Consider the following 16063-nt stretch of genomic DNA (forward strand, 5'->3'; position numbering starts at 1 on the left):
ATCCGGATGCCGCAGAAGCTGCGCAACCTCGAGTTCTGGCTGCTCGCCGTGGCCTGCGTCATCAACGCGTCCGCGATCGTGCTCGTGCAGCTCGGGGCGCTCGGCCGCGTCGACACCCAGCTCGTACTGCTCGGCGCCGGGCTCTCGCTGCTCGTGTTCGGCCTGCACTTCGCGATGCGGTTCGTCGCACGCGACGCCGACCCGTTCCTGCTGCCGATCGCGACCGTGCTCAACGGCCTCGGCATCGCGATGATCTACCGCATCGACATCGCGAACAACGAGGCGGGCTGGGAGAGCGCTGCGGTGCGCCAGATCGCGTGGAGCGCGATCGCGATCATCGCCGCGATCGTGGTGATCATGGTGATCCGCAACCACCGGGTCCTGTTCAAGTACATGTACGTCTCCGGGCTCGCGGCCATCGTGCTGCTGCTCCTTCCGCTCATCCCGGGTCTCGGCCGCGAGGTGTACGGCGCACGGGTGTGGATCGGCATCGGCGACATCGCCACCTTCCAGCCCGGTGAGATCGCGAAGATCGCCCTCGCGGTGTTCTTCGCCGGCTACCTCGTGCGCAACCGCGACTCCCTGTCGATGGTGGGCACGAAGTTCCTCGGCATGAAGTTCCCCCGGGCCCGCGACCTCGGCCCGCTGCTCGTCGTCTGGGCGCTCTCGATGGCGGTCATCGTGTTCCAGCGCGACCTCGGCACCGCCCTGCTCTACTTCGGGCTCTTCCTCGTCATGCTCTACGTCGCGACGAGCCGCATCTCGTGGGTCGTGCTCGGCCTCTCGCTCTTCTTCGCCGGCGCGATCATCGCGAGCCAGACGCTCGGCTACGTGGGCAACCGCTTCGCGAACTGGCTCGACCCGTTCGCCGACGACCGGTTCAGCGCCGAGATCGGCGGCAGCTACCAGCTCGTGCAGGGCCTGTTCGGGCTCGCGAACGGCGGACTCATCGGCACGGGCTGGGGCCAGGGCCGGCCCGACATCACCCCGGTCGCGCAGAGCGACTACATCATGGCCTCGCTCGGCGAGGAGCTCGGGCTGGCCGGCATCTTCGCGATCCTCTCGCTCTACCTGCTCTTCGTGGCCCGCGGCTTCCGCATCGGGTTCGCCGGGCAGGACGACTTCGGCAAGCTGCTCGGCGTCGGCCTCGCGTTCGTCGTCGCACTGCAGGTCTTCATCGTCGTGGGCGGCGTCACCCGCGTCATCCCGCTGACCGGCCTCACGACGCCGTTCCTCGCGGCCGGCGGCTCGTCGCTCGTCGCCAACTGGATGATCGTGGCCCTGCTGCTGCGCCTGTCCGATACGGTCCGCAACCATCCGAGGCTGGTGATCGACGGATGAACCGCGAACTCAAGCGGGTCTCGGTGCTCGCACTCGCCATGTTCCTGACGCTGCTGGTGTCGTCGACGATCATCCAGTTCGTCCAGGCCGACTCGCTCGCCGCCGACCCGCGCAACTCGCGCACACTGTACGAGAGCTATTCGGTCGAGCGAGGGCCCATCCTCGTGAAGGGCGACCCGATCGCCTTCTCGGAACCGTCGAACGACTTCTACCGGTTCCAGCGGGTCTACTCGAACGGGCCGCTGTACGCCCCGGTGACGGGGTACATCCCGGTCAACGGCGAGGCGACCGGCCTCGAGCGCTCGCTCAACGACTACCTCAGCGGCCAGTCGTCGAGCCAGTTCTTCGACCAGCTCAACCGCCTCATCTCCGGACAGGACCCGATGGGCGCCTCGGTCGAGGTCGCGATCGACGCGGTCGCGCAGCAGGCCGCGTGGGACGCGCTCGGCGACTACACGGGCGCCGTCATCGTCACCGAACCCTCGACCGGACGCATCCTCGCGATGGTCACGAAGCCGACCTACGACCCGAACGCCCTCGCGGTGCACGACGGCGAGCAGGTGCTCGAGACGTACAACGCGCTCGTCGAGGACCCCAGCGATCCGCTCTACAACCGCGCCACCGGCGGCGACATGAACCCGCCCGGCTCGGTGTTCAAGCTCGTCGTGACGGCGGCGGCGCTCGAGTCGGGCAAGTACACGCCCGAGTCGACCTTCCCGAACCCGGGCGAATACACCCTGCCCGGCTCGTCGTCGGTCGTGCGCAACTCGGGCGGCGGCACGTGCGGTCCGGGTGCCACGGTCACGCTCGCCGACGCGCTCCGGCTCTCGTGCAACATCCCGTTCGCGGAGCTCGGCGTGGAGCTCGGCGACAACGCGATCCGCGACCAGGCCGAGAAGTTCGGCTTCGACCACGAGTTCGCGATCCCGACGGAGACCGAGCCGAGCGTCTACCCGAAGGGCCTCGACGACGCGCAGACGGCGCTCAGCGCGTTCGGCCAGGGCAGCGTCCGCGCGACGCCCATGCAGATGGCGATGGTGTCGGCCGCGATCGCGAACGGCGGCATCGTGATGAACCCGAATCTCGTCGACCAGATCACGGCCCCCGACTTCCGCCCGCTGCAGGAGTTCCAGGCGACCGAGTTCGGCCGCGCGATCAGCGAGGAGACGGCGCGCACAATGGTGCAGATGATGGTCAACGGCGTCGAGAACGGGGCCGCGAGTAATGCAAGAATAGACGGCGTCAGCGTGGCCGGTAAGACCGGAACTGCGGAGAACGGCGAGGATGACCCGTATACCTTGTGGTTCACCGGATTCGCCCCCGCCGACGACCCTCAGTACGCGATCACGGTACTCGTGGAAGACGGCGGAGGAATGGGCCAGGAGGGGTACGGCAACCTGATTGCCGCACCTATTGCAAAGCAGGTACTAGAGGCGGTGCTGAACAAATGAGACCGAGCGCAGGGCTCACCTTCGGGGGGCGCTACGAACTGCAATCCCGCATCGCGATCGGCGGGATGGGCGAGGTGTGGCAGGCCACCGACCTCGTGATCGGCCGACAGGTCGCCATCAAGATCCTCAAGGACGAGTACCTCGGCGACCCCGGGTTCCTCGAGCGCTTCCGCGCCGAGGCCCGTCACGCCGCGCTCGTCAACCACGAGGGCATCGCGAACGTCTTCGACTACGGCGAGGAAGAGGGCAGCGCCTACCTCGTCATGGAGCTCGTGCCCGGCGAGGCGCTGTCGACGATCCTCGAGCGCGAGCACGTGCTCTCGACCGACAAGGTCCTCGACATCGTGGCGCAGACCGCGGCGGCGCTGCAGGCCGCGCACGCGGCGGGCCTCGTGCACCGCGACATCAAGCCCGGCAACCTGCTCATCACGCCCGACGGACGCGTGAAGATCACCGACTTCGGCATCGCGCGCATCGCCGACCAGGTGCCGCTCACCGCGACCGGCCAGGTCATGGGCACGGTGCAGTACCTCTCGCCCGAGCAGGCGTCGGGTCACCCGGCGTCGCCGACGACCGACATCTACTCGCTCGGCATCGTCGCGTACGAGGCGCTCGCGGGTCGCCGTCCGTTCACCGGTGAGTCGCAGGTCGCGATCGCGATGGCGCAGATCAACGAGACGCCGCCCGACCTCCCCGTCACGGTGTCCGAGCCGGTGCGCAATCTCGTCTACTCGTGCATCGCGAAGAACCCGGCCGACCGTCCGCAGTCGGCCGCGCACCTCGCGCGGGCGGCGACCGCCCTGCGTCGCGGCGACGTGCAGGGCGCGGCGGCGGCGGTGCCCGCCGTGCTCGGCGCGGCCGGCCTCACGGCGGCCACGATGCTCCTGCCGCAGGCCGGTGCGACCGCCGCGACGACGGTGCTGCCCACAGCTGCGCCCGACGGCGAGCTCGAGGGCGAAGAAGAGGGCGAGAAGAAGAAGCGCAGCCCGTGGACGTGGCCGCTCATCGTGCTCATCGCGCTGCTCGCGATCGTGCTGATCGGCACGATCATCGCGCTCGCTCTGAACTCGGGCCAGAAGGACCCGGTGAAGACCTCGTCGACGAAGACGCCGGCGACCACGCAGTCGCAGACGCCGACCGACACACCCCCGCCCACCAGCGAGGCCCCGACGACGGCGCAGATCAACGCGGCCGACTTCGTCGGCCTCTCGAAGGACGATGCGAGCGCCAAGCTCGTCGACCTCGGTATGGTCGCGAACGCGCAGCCGGGCAACGCTGCGATGAAGGCCGACCAGGTCGGCCTTGTTTACGACGTCAACCCGACCGGTCCCGTACCGATCGGGTCCTCGGTGACGATCACCTACTACACCGATGTCGAGCAGCCGGCGGCCCCTGCGGCTCCGACGCTGCCCGAAACGGTCGCGCCCGGCGAAGAGTTCGCGGTCTCGTGGGACGCTGCGCAATGCCCAGCGGGACGAACCGTGTCGGGATACTCCCTCACTGTCGATGGCCCGGTCACCGCACCGCAACTACAGTTCCGCCCTGACGTCACCGACACCACCATGACGGCGAACGCCGATGCAGCCGACAAGTCGACGATCAAGGTCACGTACGTGTACTTCTGCGATGACCTCAGTTCGCCGGCATCGCCGGCAGGTTCGACGCAGGTCGCGGTTCCCGACGTCCAGGGCCCCGACACGACCGAGCTCGGCACCGGCGGCTGACGCCGCGCCGAGGCATCCGCAACCAGTAGCCAGTAGAGACGAACGGCCGAGCCGCCTGAAGGGAGCCGCACACCGTGAACGATGAAGGACGCGTCCTCGCCGGGCGTTACCGCGTGGGCGCGCTCATCGGGCGCGGCGGCATGTCCGACGTGCACGTCGGCACCGATACCCGGCTCGGCCGCCAGGTCGCCGTCAAGCTGCTGAAGCCCCAGCTCGCGACCGACCCGGCGTTCCGCATGCGGTTCCGCCAGGAGGCGCAGTCGGCCGCTCGCATGGCGCACCCCACGATCGTGCGGGTGTTCGACGCCGGCGAAGAGACGGTGGTCGATGCCTCCGGCCACGAGGTGCAGCTGCCGTTCATCGTGATGGAGTTCGTCGAGGGGCGCCTGCTCAAGGACATCATCCACGACGGCCCGCTCGAGCCGGCCGCGGCCGTGAGGGTCATCGACGGCGTGCTCACGGCGCTCGAGTACTCGCACCGGGCGGGCGTCGTGCACCGCGACATCAAGCCGGGCAACATCATGATCACGACGACCGGCCAGGTCAAGGTCATGGACTTCGGCATCGCCCGGGCGGTCTCGGACTCGTCGACGACGGTCGCCCAGACGACGGCGATCCTCGGAACGGCGTCGTACTTCTCACCCGAGCAGGCGAAGGGCGAGACGGTCGATGCCCGCACCGACCTCTACTCGACGGGCGTCGTGCTCTTCGAGCTGCTCACCGGGCGGCCGCCGTTCCGCGGTGACACGCCCGTCGCGGTCGCCTACCAGCACGTGAGCGAGCGGCCGGTCAAGCCGAGCGTGATCAACCCGAAGGTCTCGCCGGCGCTCGACGCGGTCGTCATGCGAGCCCTTGCGAAGAACCGCGACCAGCGCTACCAGACGGCGGTGGAGTTCCGCGCGGACGTCGACACCGCGGCATCCGGTCGGGTGCCGGTGCATCGTGAGCCCGACCAGGCAACGATGCTGTTCGGCGCGCCGACCGCGTCGCTCTCGAGCTCGGAGCTCGCCCTGCGGCAGCTCACCGAGGACGAGACCATGTCGCGCACCCAGCGTCGCCCTCCGGCGATCTGGATCTGGTCGGGCATCATCGGCGTCATCGTCATCGTCATCGCGGTGATGTACTGGGCGTTCAATCTGCAGCCGACCGAGGAGATCCCCTCGAGCGCGCGCAAGGTGCCTGCCGTCGCGGGCATGACCTACGAGCAGGCGGTCGAGGAGCTGCAGAAGCTCGGGCTGCCCGCGACCGAGGTCGACCAGACGGACGAGACCGTCCCGGCCGACCAGGTGATCGGCACCGAGCCCGCTGAGGGTGAGATCGTCAACGCGGGGCAGGCGATCACCGTCTACGTCTCGACGGGACGCGAAGCCGTGAAGGTGCCCGACACCGTCAACATGTCGCTCGAGGAGGCGAAGAAGGCGCTCGAAGCGGCCGGGCTGAAGCCCGGCAAGGAGACGCGCGTCAACTCGGCGACCGTCGCGGCCGACGTCGTGCTCTCCACGATTCCCGAGGCCGGAAAGGCGGTCGAACAGGGTTCGACCGTCGAGTTCACGCTGTCGAACGGCAAGGTCGAGATGGTCGACGTGATCGGCGTCTCCCTCGACGCCGCGGTCGGCCTGCTCACCGCCGACGACCGCCAACTGAACGTCACCCCGGTCCAGGACACGTCGTGCCCCACCGAGCCCGGCTCCCCCATCACGCATCAGTCGCTCGCGCCGGGCGAGGTGCCGCAGGGCTCGGAGGTCGAGCTGACCTACTGCGCGGGCTGAGCCTCGGCTGAGCGGTAGCAGCGAGCCTTCGGCGAACTCACCTGCCGGAGCGTGGTGGGTGCCGGCCCGGGCGCGCCTCGCCGTCAGGCGCTCGCGCGCACCAGCGGGCTCAGGTGCTCGGCGCGAGCTCGCGCCTCGGGCAGGCCCGCGACCGCGAGCCAGTTGCCGAGCATGCGGTACCCACCCTCGGTGAGCACCGACTCGGGGTGGAACTGCACGCCGAAGATGGGCGCCTCGACGTGGCGGAGCCCCATGATCACGCCGCCCTGCGTGCGACTCGTGACGACGAGCGACGGCGGAAGCGTGCCGTCGACCACGGCGAGCGAGTGATAGCGCGTCGCCGTGAACGGCTGCGGCACGCCCTCGTAGAACGGGCTGCCGTCGTGCTCGATCCGCGAGGTCTTGCCGTGCATGAGCTCTTCGGCGTTGGTGACGACACCGCCGAACGCCTCGGCGATCGCCTGATGGCCGAGGCAGACGCCCAGCAGCGGCCGACCGCCCGCGAGCGCGGCTTCGACGACCGCGATCGACACGCCCGCGTCGGACGGCTTGCCCGGGCCGGGCGAGACGAGCACGCCGTCGTAGTCGGCGATGCGAGCGGGCACCTCGGCGGCGCCGAAGTCGTCGTTGCGCACGACCTCGGTCTCCGCGCCGAGCTCGCGCAGGTAGCCGTTGAGCGTGTAGACGAAGCTGTCGTAGTTGTCGATGACGAGGATGCGGGTCATTCTTCCACCGTGACGTTGATCGGGTTGAGGATCGAGTCGACCCAGGGGAACACCCACGTGAAGAGCGCGTAGACGACCGCTGCGGCGAGGACCAGCAGCAGGATGACTCGCAGCCACGCCGGTCCGGGAAGGATGCGCCAGAGCGCGCCGTACATGCTCAGTTCCCCCATTCGGCGACGACCGAGGCGATCTCGGCGGGCGGGTTGTCGGCGCCCGGCTGCCACGACTCGAGCACGCCGTACGCGATGATGCGCTCGGCCGTCGAGTAGAGCGGGTTGCAGCTCGTGAGCGTGATGATGCGGTCGGTCGGCTGAAGCTCGGGATGGTGCGGCACTGCGGCCAGCACCCCGGTGGTGGCCGGCGTGACGTACTCGAAGTCGCGGAACCGGTACGTGTACCAGCCGTCCTTCGTCTGGATGTAGATCGCGTCGCCGAGCTGCAGCTGCTCGATCTCGTGCATGCCGCCCCCGTACGCGCTGCGGTGCGACGCGATCGCGAAGTTGCCGACCTCGCCGGGCATCTGGGTGCCGGGGTAGTGGCCGATGCCGAGGTCGAAGCTGTTGAGCACGTCGAGCCCGTAGCCCTCCGCGATGTTGCGCACCGAGTCGTGCGTGCCCTCGCTGTCGAAGCGCGGCACGTACATGACCGCGAACGCCTCGCCGTTGCCGTACTCCGTGGTGTCGACGACGGGCTCGCCGGGGTCGGGCGTCGCCGGGGGCGGCGTTCCTCCGCGCTCGGCCTTCGACGCTTCGGCCCATTCGGCGCTCTGCTCACCGGCCGCCTGCGACTGCTGGGTGTTCATGATCGCGTCGTTCCACCACAGCTGCCAGCCGAGGAACAGCAGGATCAGCACGCCCGCCGTGAGCAGCAGCTCGCCGAGCACGCCGACCACGCTGACGCGGTGCCGATCGCGCGTCGCGCGTCGCGCGGCACGCCGGCCGTCGGGCTGCGACTCAGACATAACGGCGATTCTATTCCGCCAGGACGTGAGCTCGCTGCGAGCATGCATGCGCCTCGGCTAGAATCAGCCCATGGCACGTACGAAATCAACGAAGCCGGCGCGCGCCGAGGCCGCGGCGAACGGCGAGGAGGCACCGAACCCGGTGTGGTTCAAGCCCGTCATGTTCGGCTTCATGCTGCTCGGGCTCGCCTGGATCATCGTGTTCTACGTCAGCCAGGGCCGCTTCCCCATCGCCGATCTCGGCTCGTGGAACATCCTCATCGGCTTCGGCATCGCCTTCGTCGGCTTCCTCATGACCACCCGCTGGCGCTGACGCCGGCTCGCTTCGACCGGAAAGGGCGGATGCTTCGGCATCCGCCCTTTCCGCATGTCGGTGCGGCCCCGGGGCGCTGCGGCGCCAGTCAGGAGCGACTCCGCGTGGTGGGCCGTTTCCCACATGCCGTCCACCGCTCATCCTCAGCACTGTCCACAGGTTTCCCACGGTTATCCACAGATGTGGAGATCTCCGAAGTCCGCCCGTCCACTGAAGTGCGGACAATTACACACGTGTAACTCTCAACAGCTGTGGAGAGAATTGTGGATAACCGCGAGGGGGTTCAACGCGAGCGCGGCACGAAGACCGCGGCGTCGAGTCAGAAGACCGGGAAGAAGACGTAACGCAGGCTGAGCACGAGCAGCACGACGACGAGCGCGATCAGCAGCCACACCTGCAGCGTCTGCTGCGACCGCTTGCGCGTCTCCACGTAGATGAGGCCGACGAGGGCGCCGGTCACGAGTCCGCCGAGGTGGGCCTGCCAGGCGACGTTGAATCCGGGCACGAACCCGATCACGAGGTTGATGCCGAGCAGGATGAACAGCTGCGTCGTCTGCCCGCCGAGCCGGCGCTGGATGACCAGGAACGCGCCCATGAGCCCGAAGATGGCGCCGGAGGCGCCGACGACGCCGACGCGCGGGTCGGAGAGCCAGAGCACGCCGACCGAGCCGCCGAGCCCGGCGATCAGGTAGAGGGCGAGGAACCGCCAGCGGCCGAGCAACCCCTCGAGCAACTGGCCGAAGATCCACAACGTGTACATGTTCAGCAGCACGTGGAAGATGAGCCCGGTCGAGTGCACGAAGACCGAGGTCAGCATGCGCCAGGGCTCGAGGTTGCCGGGTATCGAGTACACGCCGGCGTAGAGCAGCCGCTCAGTGACGGCGAGCCCCGGAATGAGCTGCAGCACGTAGACGGCGAGCGTGATGCCGATGAGGGCATACGTCACGATGGGCGCTCCGCGGCCCGCCGCAGCACGGGCGCGCGTGAGCACGGCCGGCTTGGTGCGGGGCGCGCTCGCGCGCTGCTCGCGCATGCACTCGGGGCAGATGACGCCGACGGCGCCCTGCGTCATGCATTCGGGGCAGATGGTGCGACCGCAGCGCTGGCACAGCACGTAGCTCTGCCGATCGGGGTGCCGATAGCAGAAGTTCGACCGATCGGCCGCCCCGGAGCCGGCCGAAGGCACGGTGCTCACCGCTGGATCAGACCTGTTCGACGGTGATGTTCTCGATGACGACGTCGTCGAGGGGCTTGTCGCGGCCGTCGGTGGCGACCGAGGCGAGCTTGTCGACGACGGCCTGGCTGGCCGCGTCGGTCACCTTGCCGAAGATGGTGTGCTTGCCCTGCAGCCAGGTGGTCGGGCCGACGGTGATGAAGAACTGCGAGCCGTTGGTGCCGCCGCCCGTGATGCGGTCGCGGCCGGCGTTCGCCATGGCGAGCACGTAGGGCTCGGTGAAGTCGAGCTCGGGGTTGATCTCGTCGTCGAACTGGTAGCCGGGGCCGCCGACGCCCTGACCGAGCGGGTCGCCGCCCTGGATCATGAAGCCGGGGATGATGCGGTGGAAGATGACCCCGTCGTAGAGCGGGTCGGTCGTCTTCTGGCCGGTGGCCGGATGCGTCCACTCGATCTCACCCGTGGCGAGGCCGACGAAGTTCTTGACGGTCTTCGGGGCGTGGTCTCCGTAGAGGTCGACCTTGATGGGGCCGTGGTTGGTGTTGATCGTCGCGACGGCGGTGTGAATCGGCATCCTCATATTCTGTCATGCGCAGGTTCGTCAAGCGGCATGCCGTATTGCGACTCCCACCCCGTTTCCAGCCGGTTCGGTGGCAAGATGGAAACGTTCGCTGTACTGACGATGGAGGTCGAGATGAGCCTGTCACGCAAGCGCCGGAAGGAACTCAAGCGGCTGCGCAGCAGTGCGGAGGAACTCTGGGGGAACCAGCAGCACGTGCTCGAGCACGCCAATGCCGTCGCTCGCGAGGCCAGCCGACAGCTCGGGCACCTGACCCGCGAAGAGGTCGTTCCGCGGGTGCGCACCGGGTACGAGAGCTACGTCCGACCCGGAGTCCAGCAGGCGGGCCGCTACGCCAGGTCGGCCGGCGACTCGGTCGAGCGCGGGCTCGGCACCGCCCTGGGCTCGGTCCTGTCGATCGGCGACATCGCCAACGACGCTCGCGTGCGACGCGCCCTCGAGCGCGTCTCGCCGCGGGCGGCCGTCGTGGTCGAGCAGAAGAAGGGCCCTGGCGTCGGCACCTGGCTCGCGATCGGCGCCGGCGTGGTGGCCGCCGCGGGCGTCGCCTATGCCGTCTGGCAGACCTTCCGCGCCGACGACGAGCTCTGGGTCGCCGACGACGAGCCGAGCGGTCCCACGAGCCAGGGCTGAGCCCGGCATCGCACGACGAAACGGCCCCGCACGAGCGGGGCCGTTTCGCATGACGGGGGCGGGTCACCACGGTGACCGACCGCAAGAGATCAGGCGGATGCCTCGGCGCGTCGCGGCTCCGGCGCCCATTCGGGCTTCGGCACCGAGTCGATGAGCAGCTGCGTGTAGGGGTGCTGCGGTGCGGCGAGGAGTTCGACGGTGCTGCCGCGCTCGACGATCTCTCCGTAGCGCATGACGACGGTCTCTTCGCAGACTCGGCGTACGACGGCGAGGTCGTGGCTGATGAACAGCAGCGTGAGGCCGCGCTCCTCGCGGATGCGTGCGACGAGGTCGAGCACCTGCGCCTGCACCGACACGTCGAGCGCGCTCGTCGCCTCGTCCATGACGAGCACGTCGGGCTCGATCGCGAGCGCGCGCGCGATCGCCACGCGCTGGCGCTGGCCGCCCGAGAGCGTGCGCGGACGCGCCTGCGCGTGCTGCGCCCCGAGACCCACCTGCTCCAGCAGTTCGACCACCCGGGCACGGGCGCCGGTCGTCGACAGCTCGGTGTGCAGCCGCAGCGCGTCTTCGATGGCGCGGCCCGCCGTGATCCGCGGATCCAACGAGAGGTACGGGTCCTGGAACACCATCTGCACGCTGCGCGCGTGCGCGATGCGCTCCTGCCGCGACTTCGGCACGATCGTGCGGTCGCGACCGGCGACCCTGATCTCACCGGTGTCGGGCTCTTCGAGGCCGACGATCATGCGCGCGAGCGTCGACTTGCCCGAGCCCGACTCGCCGACGACCGCGAGCGCTCGCCCGCGGGCGAGTCGCAGGTCGGTCGACGCGACCGCGTGCACCGGCGGCTTGCCCCGCAGGTCGTACGTCTTCGAGACCCCCGCCACGGCGAGCATCGGCTCGTCGTCCGCTGGCGCCGCAGCCACAGTGATGGCGGATGCCTCGTCCGGGCGCTCGAGCGGCGTCGGAGCCGCGACCGGCTCGGGAACCGGACCTGCCGCGTCACCCCCGGGGGCGTCGACGGGCGAGGTCGCGGGCGCCGAGGCATCCCGGATCTCGATGACCGGCCCGGCGGACCCGGTGACCGTGGGGGTCGCGGCGACGAGCCGCTTCGTGTAGTCCGCCTGCGGTGCGCTGAACACCCGTCGCGCGTCACCCGTCTCCTCGACGCGACCCTTGCTCATGACGACGACACGATCGCAGATCGACGCCGCGAGGTTCAGGTCGTGGGTGATGAAGAGCATGCCCATGCCCCGGCTCGCCCGCTGCTCGACGAGCACGCGGATGATCTCGGCCTGCGTGGTCACGTCGAGGGCGGTGGTCGGCTCGTCGCACACGAGCAGCTTCGGCGAGCTCGTGAGCGCACCGGCGATCATGACGCGCTGCAGCATGCCGCCCGAGAACTCGTGCGGGTACTGCTTGAGGTGGTCCTCGGGGCGAGGCAGTCGCACGGCGGCGAGCAGCTCGATCGCGCGCGCCCTCGCCTCCGACTCGGACTTGCCCTCGCACAGGCGAAGCGTCTCGGTCATGTGGTCGCCGATGGTGCGCATCGGGTTGATGCCGGCGCGGGGGTCCTGGAAGATCATCGCAGCCGCGTGGCGGCGCACGTCGAGCACGTCGCGCCTGCCGGCGGCCACGAGGTCGCGGCCGTCGACGAGCACGCGCCCGCCGAGGGCCGACCCGTCGGGGGTCAGGCCGAGCACGGTGCGCGCCGTGAGCGACTTGCCCGAGCCCGACTCGCCCACGAGGCCGACGGTCTCACCGGCTTCGACGCCGAGCGAGATCCCGTCGAGCAGCCTGGTGCCGTTCGGCAGGTCGAGCGTCAGGTCGGAGATGTCGAGCAGGCTCATGCGGGGATCTCGCCTCCGATGCGGTCGGAGAGCTCTTCTCCGATGATGTTGAACGCCACGACGACGAGCACGACGCAGACGGCCGGCTCGAGCGCGGGCAGGAAGTGGCCGCCGACGATGCCCGCCTGGGCCTCGTTGATCATGGCGCCCCAGTCGGGTGTCGGCGGTTGCACGCCGAGGCCGAGGAACGACAGGCCGGCGAGCTCGGCGAGCACGTACCCGAAGTTCAGGGTCGACTGCGCGCCCACGATCGGGGTCACGTTCGGCAGCACGCGGCGCAGCGCGATCCAGGGGCCGCTGAAGCCCTGCACGCGGTAGGCCGCGACGTAGGGTCGGGTGCGCTCGGCCTTGATGAGCGCACGCGTGAGCCGGGCGACGAACGGTGCATACGCGATGCTCATCGCGATGACCGGGGCGACGAGGCCCTTGCCGAAGAGCGCCACCGCCACGATCGCGAGCAGCAGCGACGGGAAGGCGAAGAGCACGTCGAAGACGCGGCCGAGCACCGCGTCGATCCAACCGCCGCGCCATCCGGCGATGAGGCCGAGCAGCATGCCGACGACGGTCGACCCGATGACGACGAGCAGCGGGCCGAGCAGCGCGGTGCGAGCGCCGAAGATGAGCCGGCTCAGGAGGTCACGGCCGAGGCCGTCGGTGCCGAGCCAGTGCTCGGGGCTCGGCGGCGCGTTGACCGCGGCGAAGTCGAGCTGGTCGGGCGGGTACGGCGCGATGAACGGCGCGAAGATCGCGGCGAGGGTCATCACCGAGATGACGCCGATGGCGATGCCGAAGGTCGCGTTCGCGGGCTTCAGCTTCGGGGCCCGCATCACCTCGACGGCGAGGGTGTTGTTCGAGACGGTCATCTGGCACTGGCTCCTGCCGCGGATCGCGGGTCGATGAGGGGTTCGGCGATGTCGATGATCGCGTTCACGACGACGAAGGTGGTCACGACGAGCATCACGATCGCCTGCACGACCGGGAAGTCGAGGCGGTCGACCGAGGCCACGAGCAGGGAACCGATGCCGGCGATGCCGAACGCCGCCTCGACGATCGTCGAGGCCACGATCAGGCCGGCGACGAGGATGCCGCTCACGGTGAGGATCGGTCCGAGCGAGTTGCGGAAGACGTGCCGGCGGATGACGGTTCCGCGCTTGAGCCCGCGGCTCGTGGCGACCTCGACGTGCTCGCGGCCGAGCTGCTCGACCATCGACGAACGGGTGACCTTGCCGACGAGCACGACGAAGACGATCGCGAGTGCGATCGAGGGCAGCACGAGGTGGTACACGGTGTCGGCGAACCCCTCGCCCGATCCGAACGTGGGGAACCATCCGAGCTGCACGGCGAACACCGCGATGAGCACGATCGAACCGACGAACGAGGGGATCGCGCTGAGCACGGTCAGGCCGATGAGCGTCGCCCGGTCGAGCACCCTGCCCTTGTTGAGCGACGCGACGATGCCGGCGCTGAGGCCCACGATCGCGATGAGGATGCCCGCCATGACGACGAGCATGAGCGTCACGGGCAGGCGCTCCCCGATCACGGTGGAGACGTCCTGGCGGTACTGCAGCGAACGCCCCCAGTCGCCCTGCAGGGCGCCGAACAGCCAGTTCAGGTACTGCTGCCACGGCGGCAGGTCGAGGCCGTACTGCGCCGTGACCTGGGCGATCGCCTCGGGGCTCGGCTTGCGGCCGCGAAGCAGGAAGCTCACCGGGTCGCCCGGCACGAGGAACCGCGAGAAGAACACGAGCAGCGACGCGAGGAAGAGCGTCAGCGCAAGGCTGCCGAGCTTGCCCGCGACGCGACGCACGGTGGCGGCGGCGTGGCCGCCGCGGTGGGGGCCGGCGGCCGCCGCGCGCTGCGCGGCGACCGCCTTGGTGGAACTATCGAGCGCCAATGGTCGCCGCCCACGGGTAGTACAGGAACGCGATCGACGGCGAGGCGCCGGTGATGCGGTCGCTCATGAACATCGTCATCGGTCCGGTGTAGAGCGGCAGCCACGGCAGCTGCTCGTTCGCGATGTGCTGCAGCTCGCTCGTGAGCTTCGCACGCTCCTCCGAGTCGAACGTGCCGACCGCCTGCGTGGCGATCTCGTCGTACTCGGGGTCGGACCAGTTGCCGTAGTTGCTGAACTCACCGGTGCGCAGCACGCCGTACATCTCCAGCGGGTCGGGGCTCGAGAGGTACCAGACCGTGTAGAACATGTCGATGCCCTCGCGAGCGCTCGGGTCGCTGAAGAGCGCGGTGTAGGCGTTCGGCGTGACCGTCTCGATCTCGGCCTCGAGGCCGATCGACTGCGCCGCCGCGACCGTCGCCTGAGAGATCACATTGAAGTCGTTGCCGATCGGCGCAGTCGCGAAGGTGATCTTCTCACCGGTCGCCCCCGCCTCCTCGACGAGCTTCTTGGCGGCCTCGAGGTCGTTCGGGTACTCCTCGAGCCCACTGAACGCCTCGTCGCGAGTCGCGTCCGTCGCACCGGTCCAGACCGATTCGGTGGTCAGCGCATTCGTCACCTCGCCATAGCCCTTCGCCGCGGCATCCAGGATGCCCTCGCGGTCGAGCGCCATGAGCAGGGCCTGGCGCACGCGCTGGTCGCCGAGCGGTCCCTCGAGGTTCGAGACGATGAGGCTCGACACCGCCGAGGTGAGGCCGAAGTACACATCGCCGTTGTCGGAGTCGCGCAGCTGGTCGATCGCGTCGACCGGCAGCATGTAGCCGCCGTCGACATCGCCCGACTTGAGCGCGTTCGTGCGCGCGGTCGAGTCGTTCATGAAGACGATCTCGACCTCGCCGGCCTTCGCCTTCAGCGAGTCGTCCCAGTAGTCGTCGTAGCGGCTGAGCGTGATCGACTCGCCCGACTTCCACTCGCTGATCTCGAAGGGGCCCGTGCAGTTCACCAGGCCGGTCGAGTTGCCGTAGTCGGCGCCCTTCTCGCCGAGCGTCTTCGCCGATTCGATGACGCCGGCCGAGCCGCCGAGGCCCTGGTTGAACTGCGAGTCGGGAATCGTCGTCGTGACGGTGACCTCCATGTCGCCCGTCTGCTCGATCGATGCGACGTTCTGGTACACCGAGTACCACGACGAGCCGACCGCCGGGTCGATGATGCGGTTCATCGACGCGACGACGTCGGCCGCCGTCAGCGGGCTGCCGTCGTGGAAGGTGACGCCCTCACGGATCTTGTAGACCCACGTGAGGTCGCTCGTCTGCTCGTACGACTCGGCGAGGCCCGGCGAGAGCGTGTAGTCGGGGTTGAGCCGCAGCAGCGACTCGCAGACGTTCGACAGCACCTGGTTGTCGGCGTAGTCGAACGCGTAGGCGTAGTCGAGCGAGTACGGCTCGGCGTAGCTGGCCCAGCTGAACGAGTCGATGTCGCCCGACGGCGCCGGCGTCGTGTCGGTGATCTCCCAGTCGGCGCCGGTGGGCTCCTCGTCGGATGAGTCGGCGGTGCAGCCGGTCAGCGCCAGGAGCGCTGCCGCGGCGCCGGCGACGAGCGCGACGCTGCGCCGGCCGGCGGGGGTTCGGAAGTTGGACATCGGAGGGGCCTCCTCGGG

Annotated in this window: 15 protein-coding genes; 6 read left to right on the forward strand and 9 right to left on the reverse strand. The window is 69.3% G+C overall.

Annotated features, from left to right (window positions below; translation table 11 throughout):
• Positions 1–6: 6 nt before the first annotated feature.
• The 4 genes from PX701_RS17055 (at position 7) to pknB (ending at position 6285) form a co-directional block, all read left to right on the forward strand.
• Entirely contained in the window at positions 7–1341 is a 1335-nt protein-coding gene (locus PX701_RS17055; RefSeq protein WP_231432217.1) for an FtsW/RodA/SpoVE family cell cycle protein, read from the forward strand.
• Positions 1338–2792, forward strand: coding sequence for a peptidoglycan D,D-transpeptidase FtsI family protein (locus PX701_RS17060; protein ID WP_231429219.1), 1455 nt, complete (start codon positions 1338–1340; stop codon positions 2790–2792). Before PX701_RS17055 ends, PX701_RS17060 begins: the two co-directional genes overlap by 4 nt.
• On the forward strand, positions 2789–4516 hold the full coding sequence (locus PX701_RS17065; protein ID WP_275506977.1) for a protein kinase domain-containing protein: 1728 nt from the start codon (positions 2789–2791) through the stop codon (positions 4514–4516). Before PX701_RS17060 ends, PX701_RS17065 begins: the two co-directional genes overlap by 4 nt.
• A 74-nt stretch (positions 4517–4590) precedes the next feature.
• Positions 4591–6285: a Stk1 family PASTA domain-containing Ser/Thr kinase gene (gene pknB, locus PX701_RS17070; RefSeq protein ID WP_275506978.1), complete on the forward strand. Its 1695-nt coding sequence runs from the start codon at positions 4591–4593 to the stop codon at positions 6283–6285.
• An 83-nt stretch (positions 6286–6368) separates the two neighbouring features.
• On the opposite strand, the gene PX701_RS17075 is transcribed toward pknB, so the two are convergent.
• The 3 genes from PX701_RS17075 to PX701_RS17085 are packed head-to-tail and all read right to left on the reverse strand — an operon-like array spanning position 6369 to position 7971.
• Positions 6369–7010, reverse strand: coding sequence for an anthranilate synthase component II (locus tag PX701_RS17075; RefSeq protein WP_231429222.1), 642 nt, complete (start codon positions 7008–7010; stop codon positions 6369–6371).
• A complete protein-coding gene (locus tag PX701_RS17080) occupies positions 7007–7180 on the reverse strand; it encodes a hypothetical protein (protein ID WP_275507037.1) in 174 nt (57 codons plus the stop codon). Before PX701_RS17080 ends, PX701_RS17075 begins: the two co-directional genes overlap by 4 nt.
• Positions 7168–7971, reverse strand: a complete 804-nt coding sequence (locus PX701_RS17085; protein WP_231429224.1) for a class E sortase — start codon at positions 7969–7971, stop codon at positions 7168–7170. The genes PX701_RS17080 and PX701_RS17085 overlap by 13 nt, the downstream gene beginning before the upstream one ends.
• A 70-nt stretch (positions 7972–8041) precedes the next feature.
• Here PX701_RS17085 and PX701_RS17090 point away from each other — a divergent pair, with 70 nt between their 5' ends.
• Positions 8042–8284, forward strand: coding sequence for a cell division protein CrgA (locus tag PX701_RS17090; protein WP_231429225.1), 243 nt, complete (start codon positions 8042–8044; stop codon positions 8282–8284).
• A gap of 319 nt (positions 8285–8603) precedes the next feature.
• Here PX701_RS17090 and PX701_RS17095 read toward each other — a convergent pair whose 3' ends face one another.
• Positions 8604–9479: a rhomboid family intramembrane serine protease gene (locus PX701_RS17095; RefSeq protein ID WP_231429226.1), complete on the reverse strand. Its 876-nt coding sequence runs from the start codon at positions 9477–9479 to the stop codon at positions 8604–8606.
• Positions 9480–9486: 7 nt separating this feature from the next.
• Positions 9487–10032: a peptidylprolyl isomerase gene (locus PX701_RS17100; protein WP_231429227.1), complete on the reverse strand. Its 546-nt coding sequence runs from the start codon at positions 10030–10032 to the stop codon at positions 9487–9489.
• Positions 10033–10152: 120 nt separating this feature from the next.
• Between PX701_RS17100 and PX701_RS17105 the strand changes: the two genes are divergently transcribed.
• Positions 10153–10668 (forward strand): hypothetical protein, encoded by a 516-nt coding sequence (locus tag PX701_RS17105; RefSeq protein WP_231429228.1) that lies wholly within the window; start codon positions 10153–10155, stop codon positions 10666–10668.
• An 89-nt stretch (positions 10669–10757) separates the two neighbouring features.
• On the opposite strand, the gene PX701_RS17110 is transcribed toward PX701_RS17105, so the two are convergent.
• Genes PX701_RS17110 through PX701_RS17125 form a run of 4 tightly spaced genes read right to left on the reverse strand, consistent with a single transcriptional unit; the run spans position 10758 to position 16045 of the window.
• The gene (locus PX701_RS17110) at positions 10758–12515 is read right to left on the reverse strand and encodes a dipeptide ABC transporter ATP-binding protein (protein ID WP_275506979.1); all 1758 of its coding nucleotides are present in this window, start codon (positions 12513–12515) and stop codon (positions 10758–10760) included.
• Complete coding sequence (locus tag PX701_RS17115) at positions 12512–13378, reverse strand: ABC transporter permease (protein WP_275506980.1); 867 nt, start codon at positions 13376–13378, stop codon at positions 12512–12514. Before PX701_RS17115 ends, PX701_RS17110 begins: the two co-directional genes overlap by 4 nt.
• Positions 13375–14409, reverse strand: a complete 1035-nt coding sequence (locus tag PX701_RS17120; RefSeq protein ID WP_255679813.1) for an ABC transporter permease — start codon at positions 14407–14409, stop codon at positions 13375–13377. Before PX701_RS17120 ends, PX701_RS17115 begins: the two co-directional genes overlap by 4 nt.
• On the reverse strand, positions 14396–16045 hold the full coding sequence (locus tag PX701_RS17125) for an ABC transporter substrate-binding protein (protein ID WP_231429231.1): 1650 nt from the start codon (positions 16043–16045) through the stop codon (positions 14396–14398). The genes PX701_RS17120 and PX701_RS17125 overlap by 14 nt, the downstream gene beginning before the upstream one ends.
• Positions 16046–16063: the final 18 nt, after the last annotated feature.

The sequence above is a fragment of the Agromyces chromiiresistens genome (genome assembly GCF_029167465.1).
In the GTDB taxonomy this organism is placed as follows: domain Bacteria; phylum Actinomycetota; class Actinomycetes; order Actinomycetales; family Microbacteriaceae; genus Agromyces; species Agromyces chromiiresistens.

Excerpts from the sequence above, each read along its gene's own strand:
- PX701_RS17055 (WP_231432217.1), top strand. The coding sequence starts at position 7 with ATGCCGCAGAAGCTGCGCAACCTCGAGTTCTGGCTGCTCGCCGTGGCC.
- PX701_RS17060 (WP_231429219.1), top strand. The coding sequence starts at position 1,338 with ATGAACCGCGAACTCAAGCGGGTCTCGGTGCTCGCACTCGCCATGTTC.
- PX701_RS17065 (WP_275506977.1), top strand. The coding sequence starts at position 2,789 with ATGAGACCGAGCGCAGGGCTCACCTTCGGGGGGCGCTACGAACTGCAA.
- PX701_RS17075 (WP_231429222.1), bottom strand. The coding sequence starts at position 7,010 with ATGACCCGCATCCTCGTCATCGACAACTACGACAGCTTCGTCTACACG.
- PX701_RS17080 (WP_275507037.1), bottom strand. The coding sequence starts at position 7,180 with ATGGGGGAACTGAGCATGTACGGCGCGCTCTGGCGCATCCTTCCCGGA.
- PX701_RS17085 (WP_231429224.1), bottom strand. The coding sequence starts at position 7,971 with ATGTCTGAGTCGCAGCCCGACGGCCGGCGTGCCGCGCGACGCGCGACG.
- PX701_RS17090 (WP_231429225.1), top strand. The coding sequence starts at position 8,042 with ATGGCACGTACGAAATCAACGAAGCCGGCGCGCGCCGAGGCCGCGGCG.
- PX701_RS17100 (WP_231429227.1), bottom strand. The coding sequence starts at position 10,032 with ATGCCGATTCACACCGCCGTCGCGACGATCAACACCAACCACGGCCCC.
- PX701_RS17105 (WP_231429228.1), top strand. The coding sequence starts at position 10,153 with ATGAGCCTGTCACGCAAGCGCCGGAAGGAACTCAAGCGGCTGCGCAGC.
- PX701_RS17110 (WP_275506979.1), bottom strand. The coding sequence starts at position 12,515 with ATGAGCCTGCTCGACATCTCCGACCTGACGCTCGACCTGCCGAACGGC.
- PX701_RS17115 (WP_275506980.1), bottom strand. The coding sequence starts at position 13,378 with ATGACCGTCTCGAACAACACCCTCGCCGTCGAGGTGATGCGGGCCCCG.
- PX701_RS17125 (WP_231429231.1), bottom strand. The coding sequence starts at position 16,045 with ATGTCCAACTTCCGAACCCCCGCCGGCCGGCGCAGCGTCGCGCTCGTC.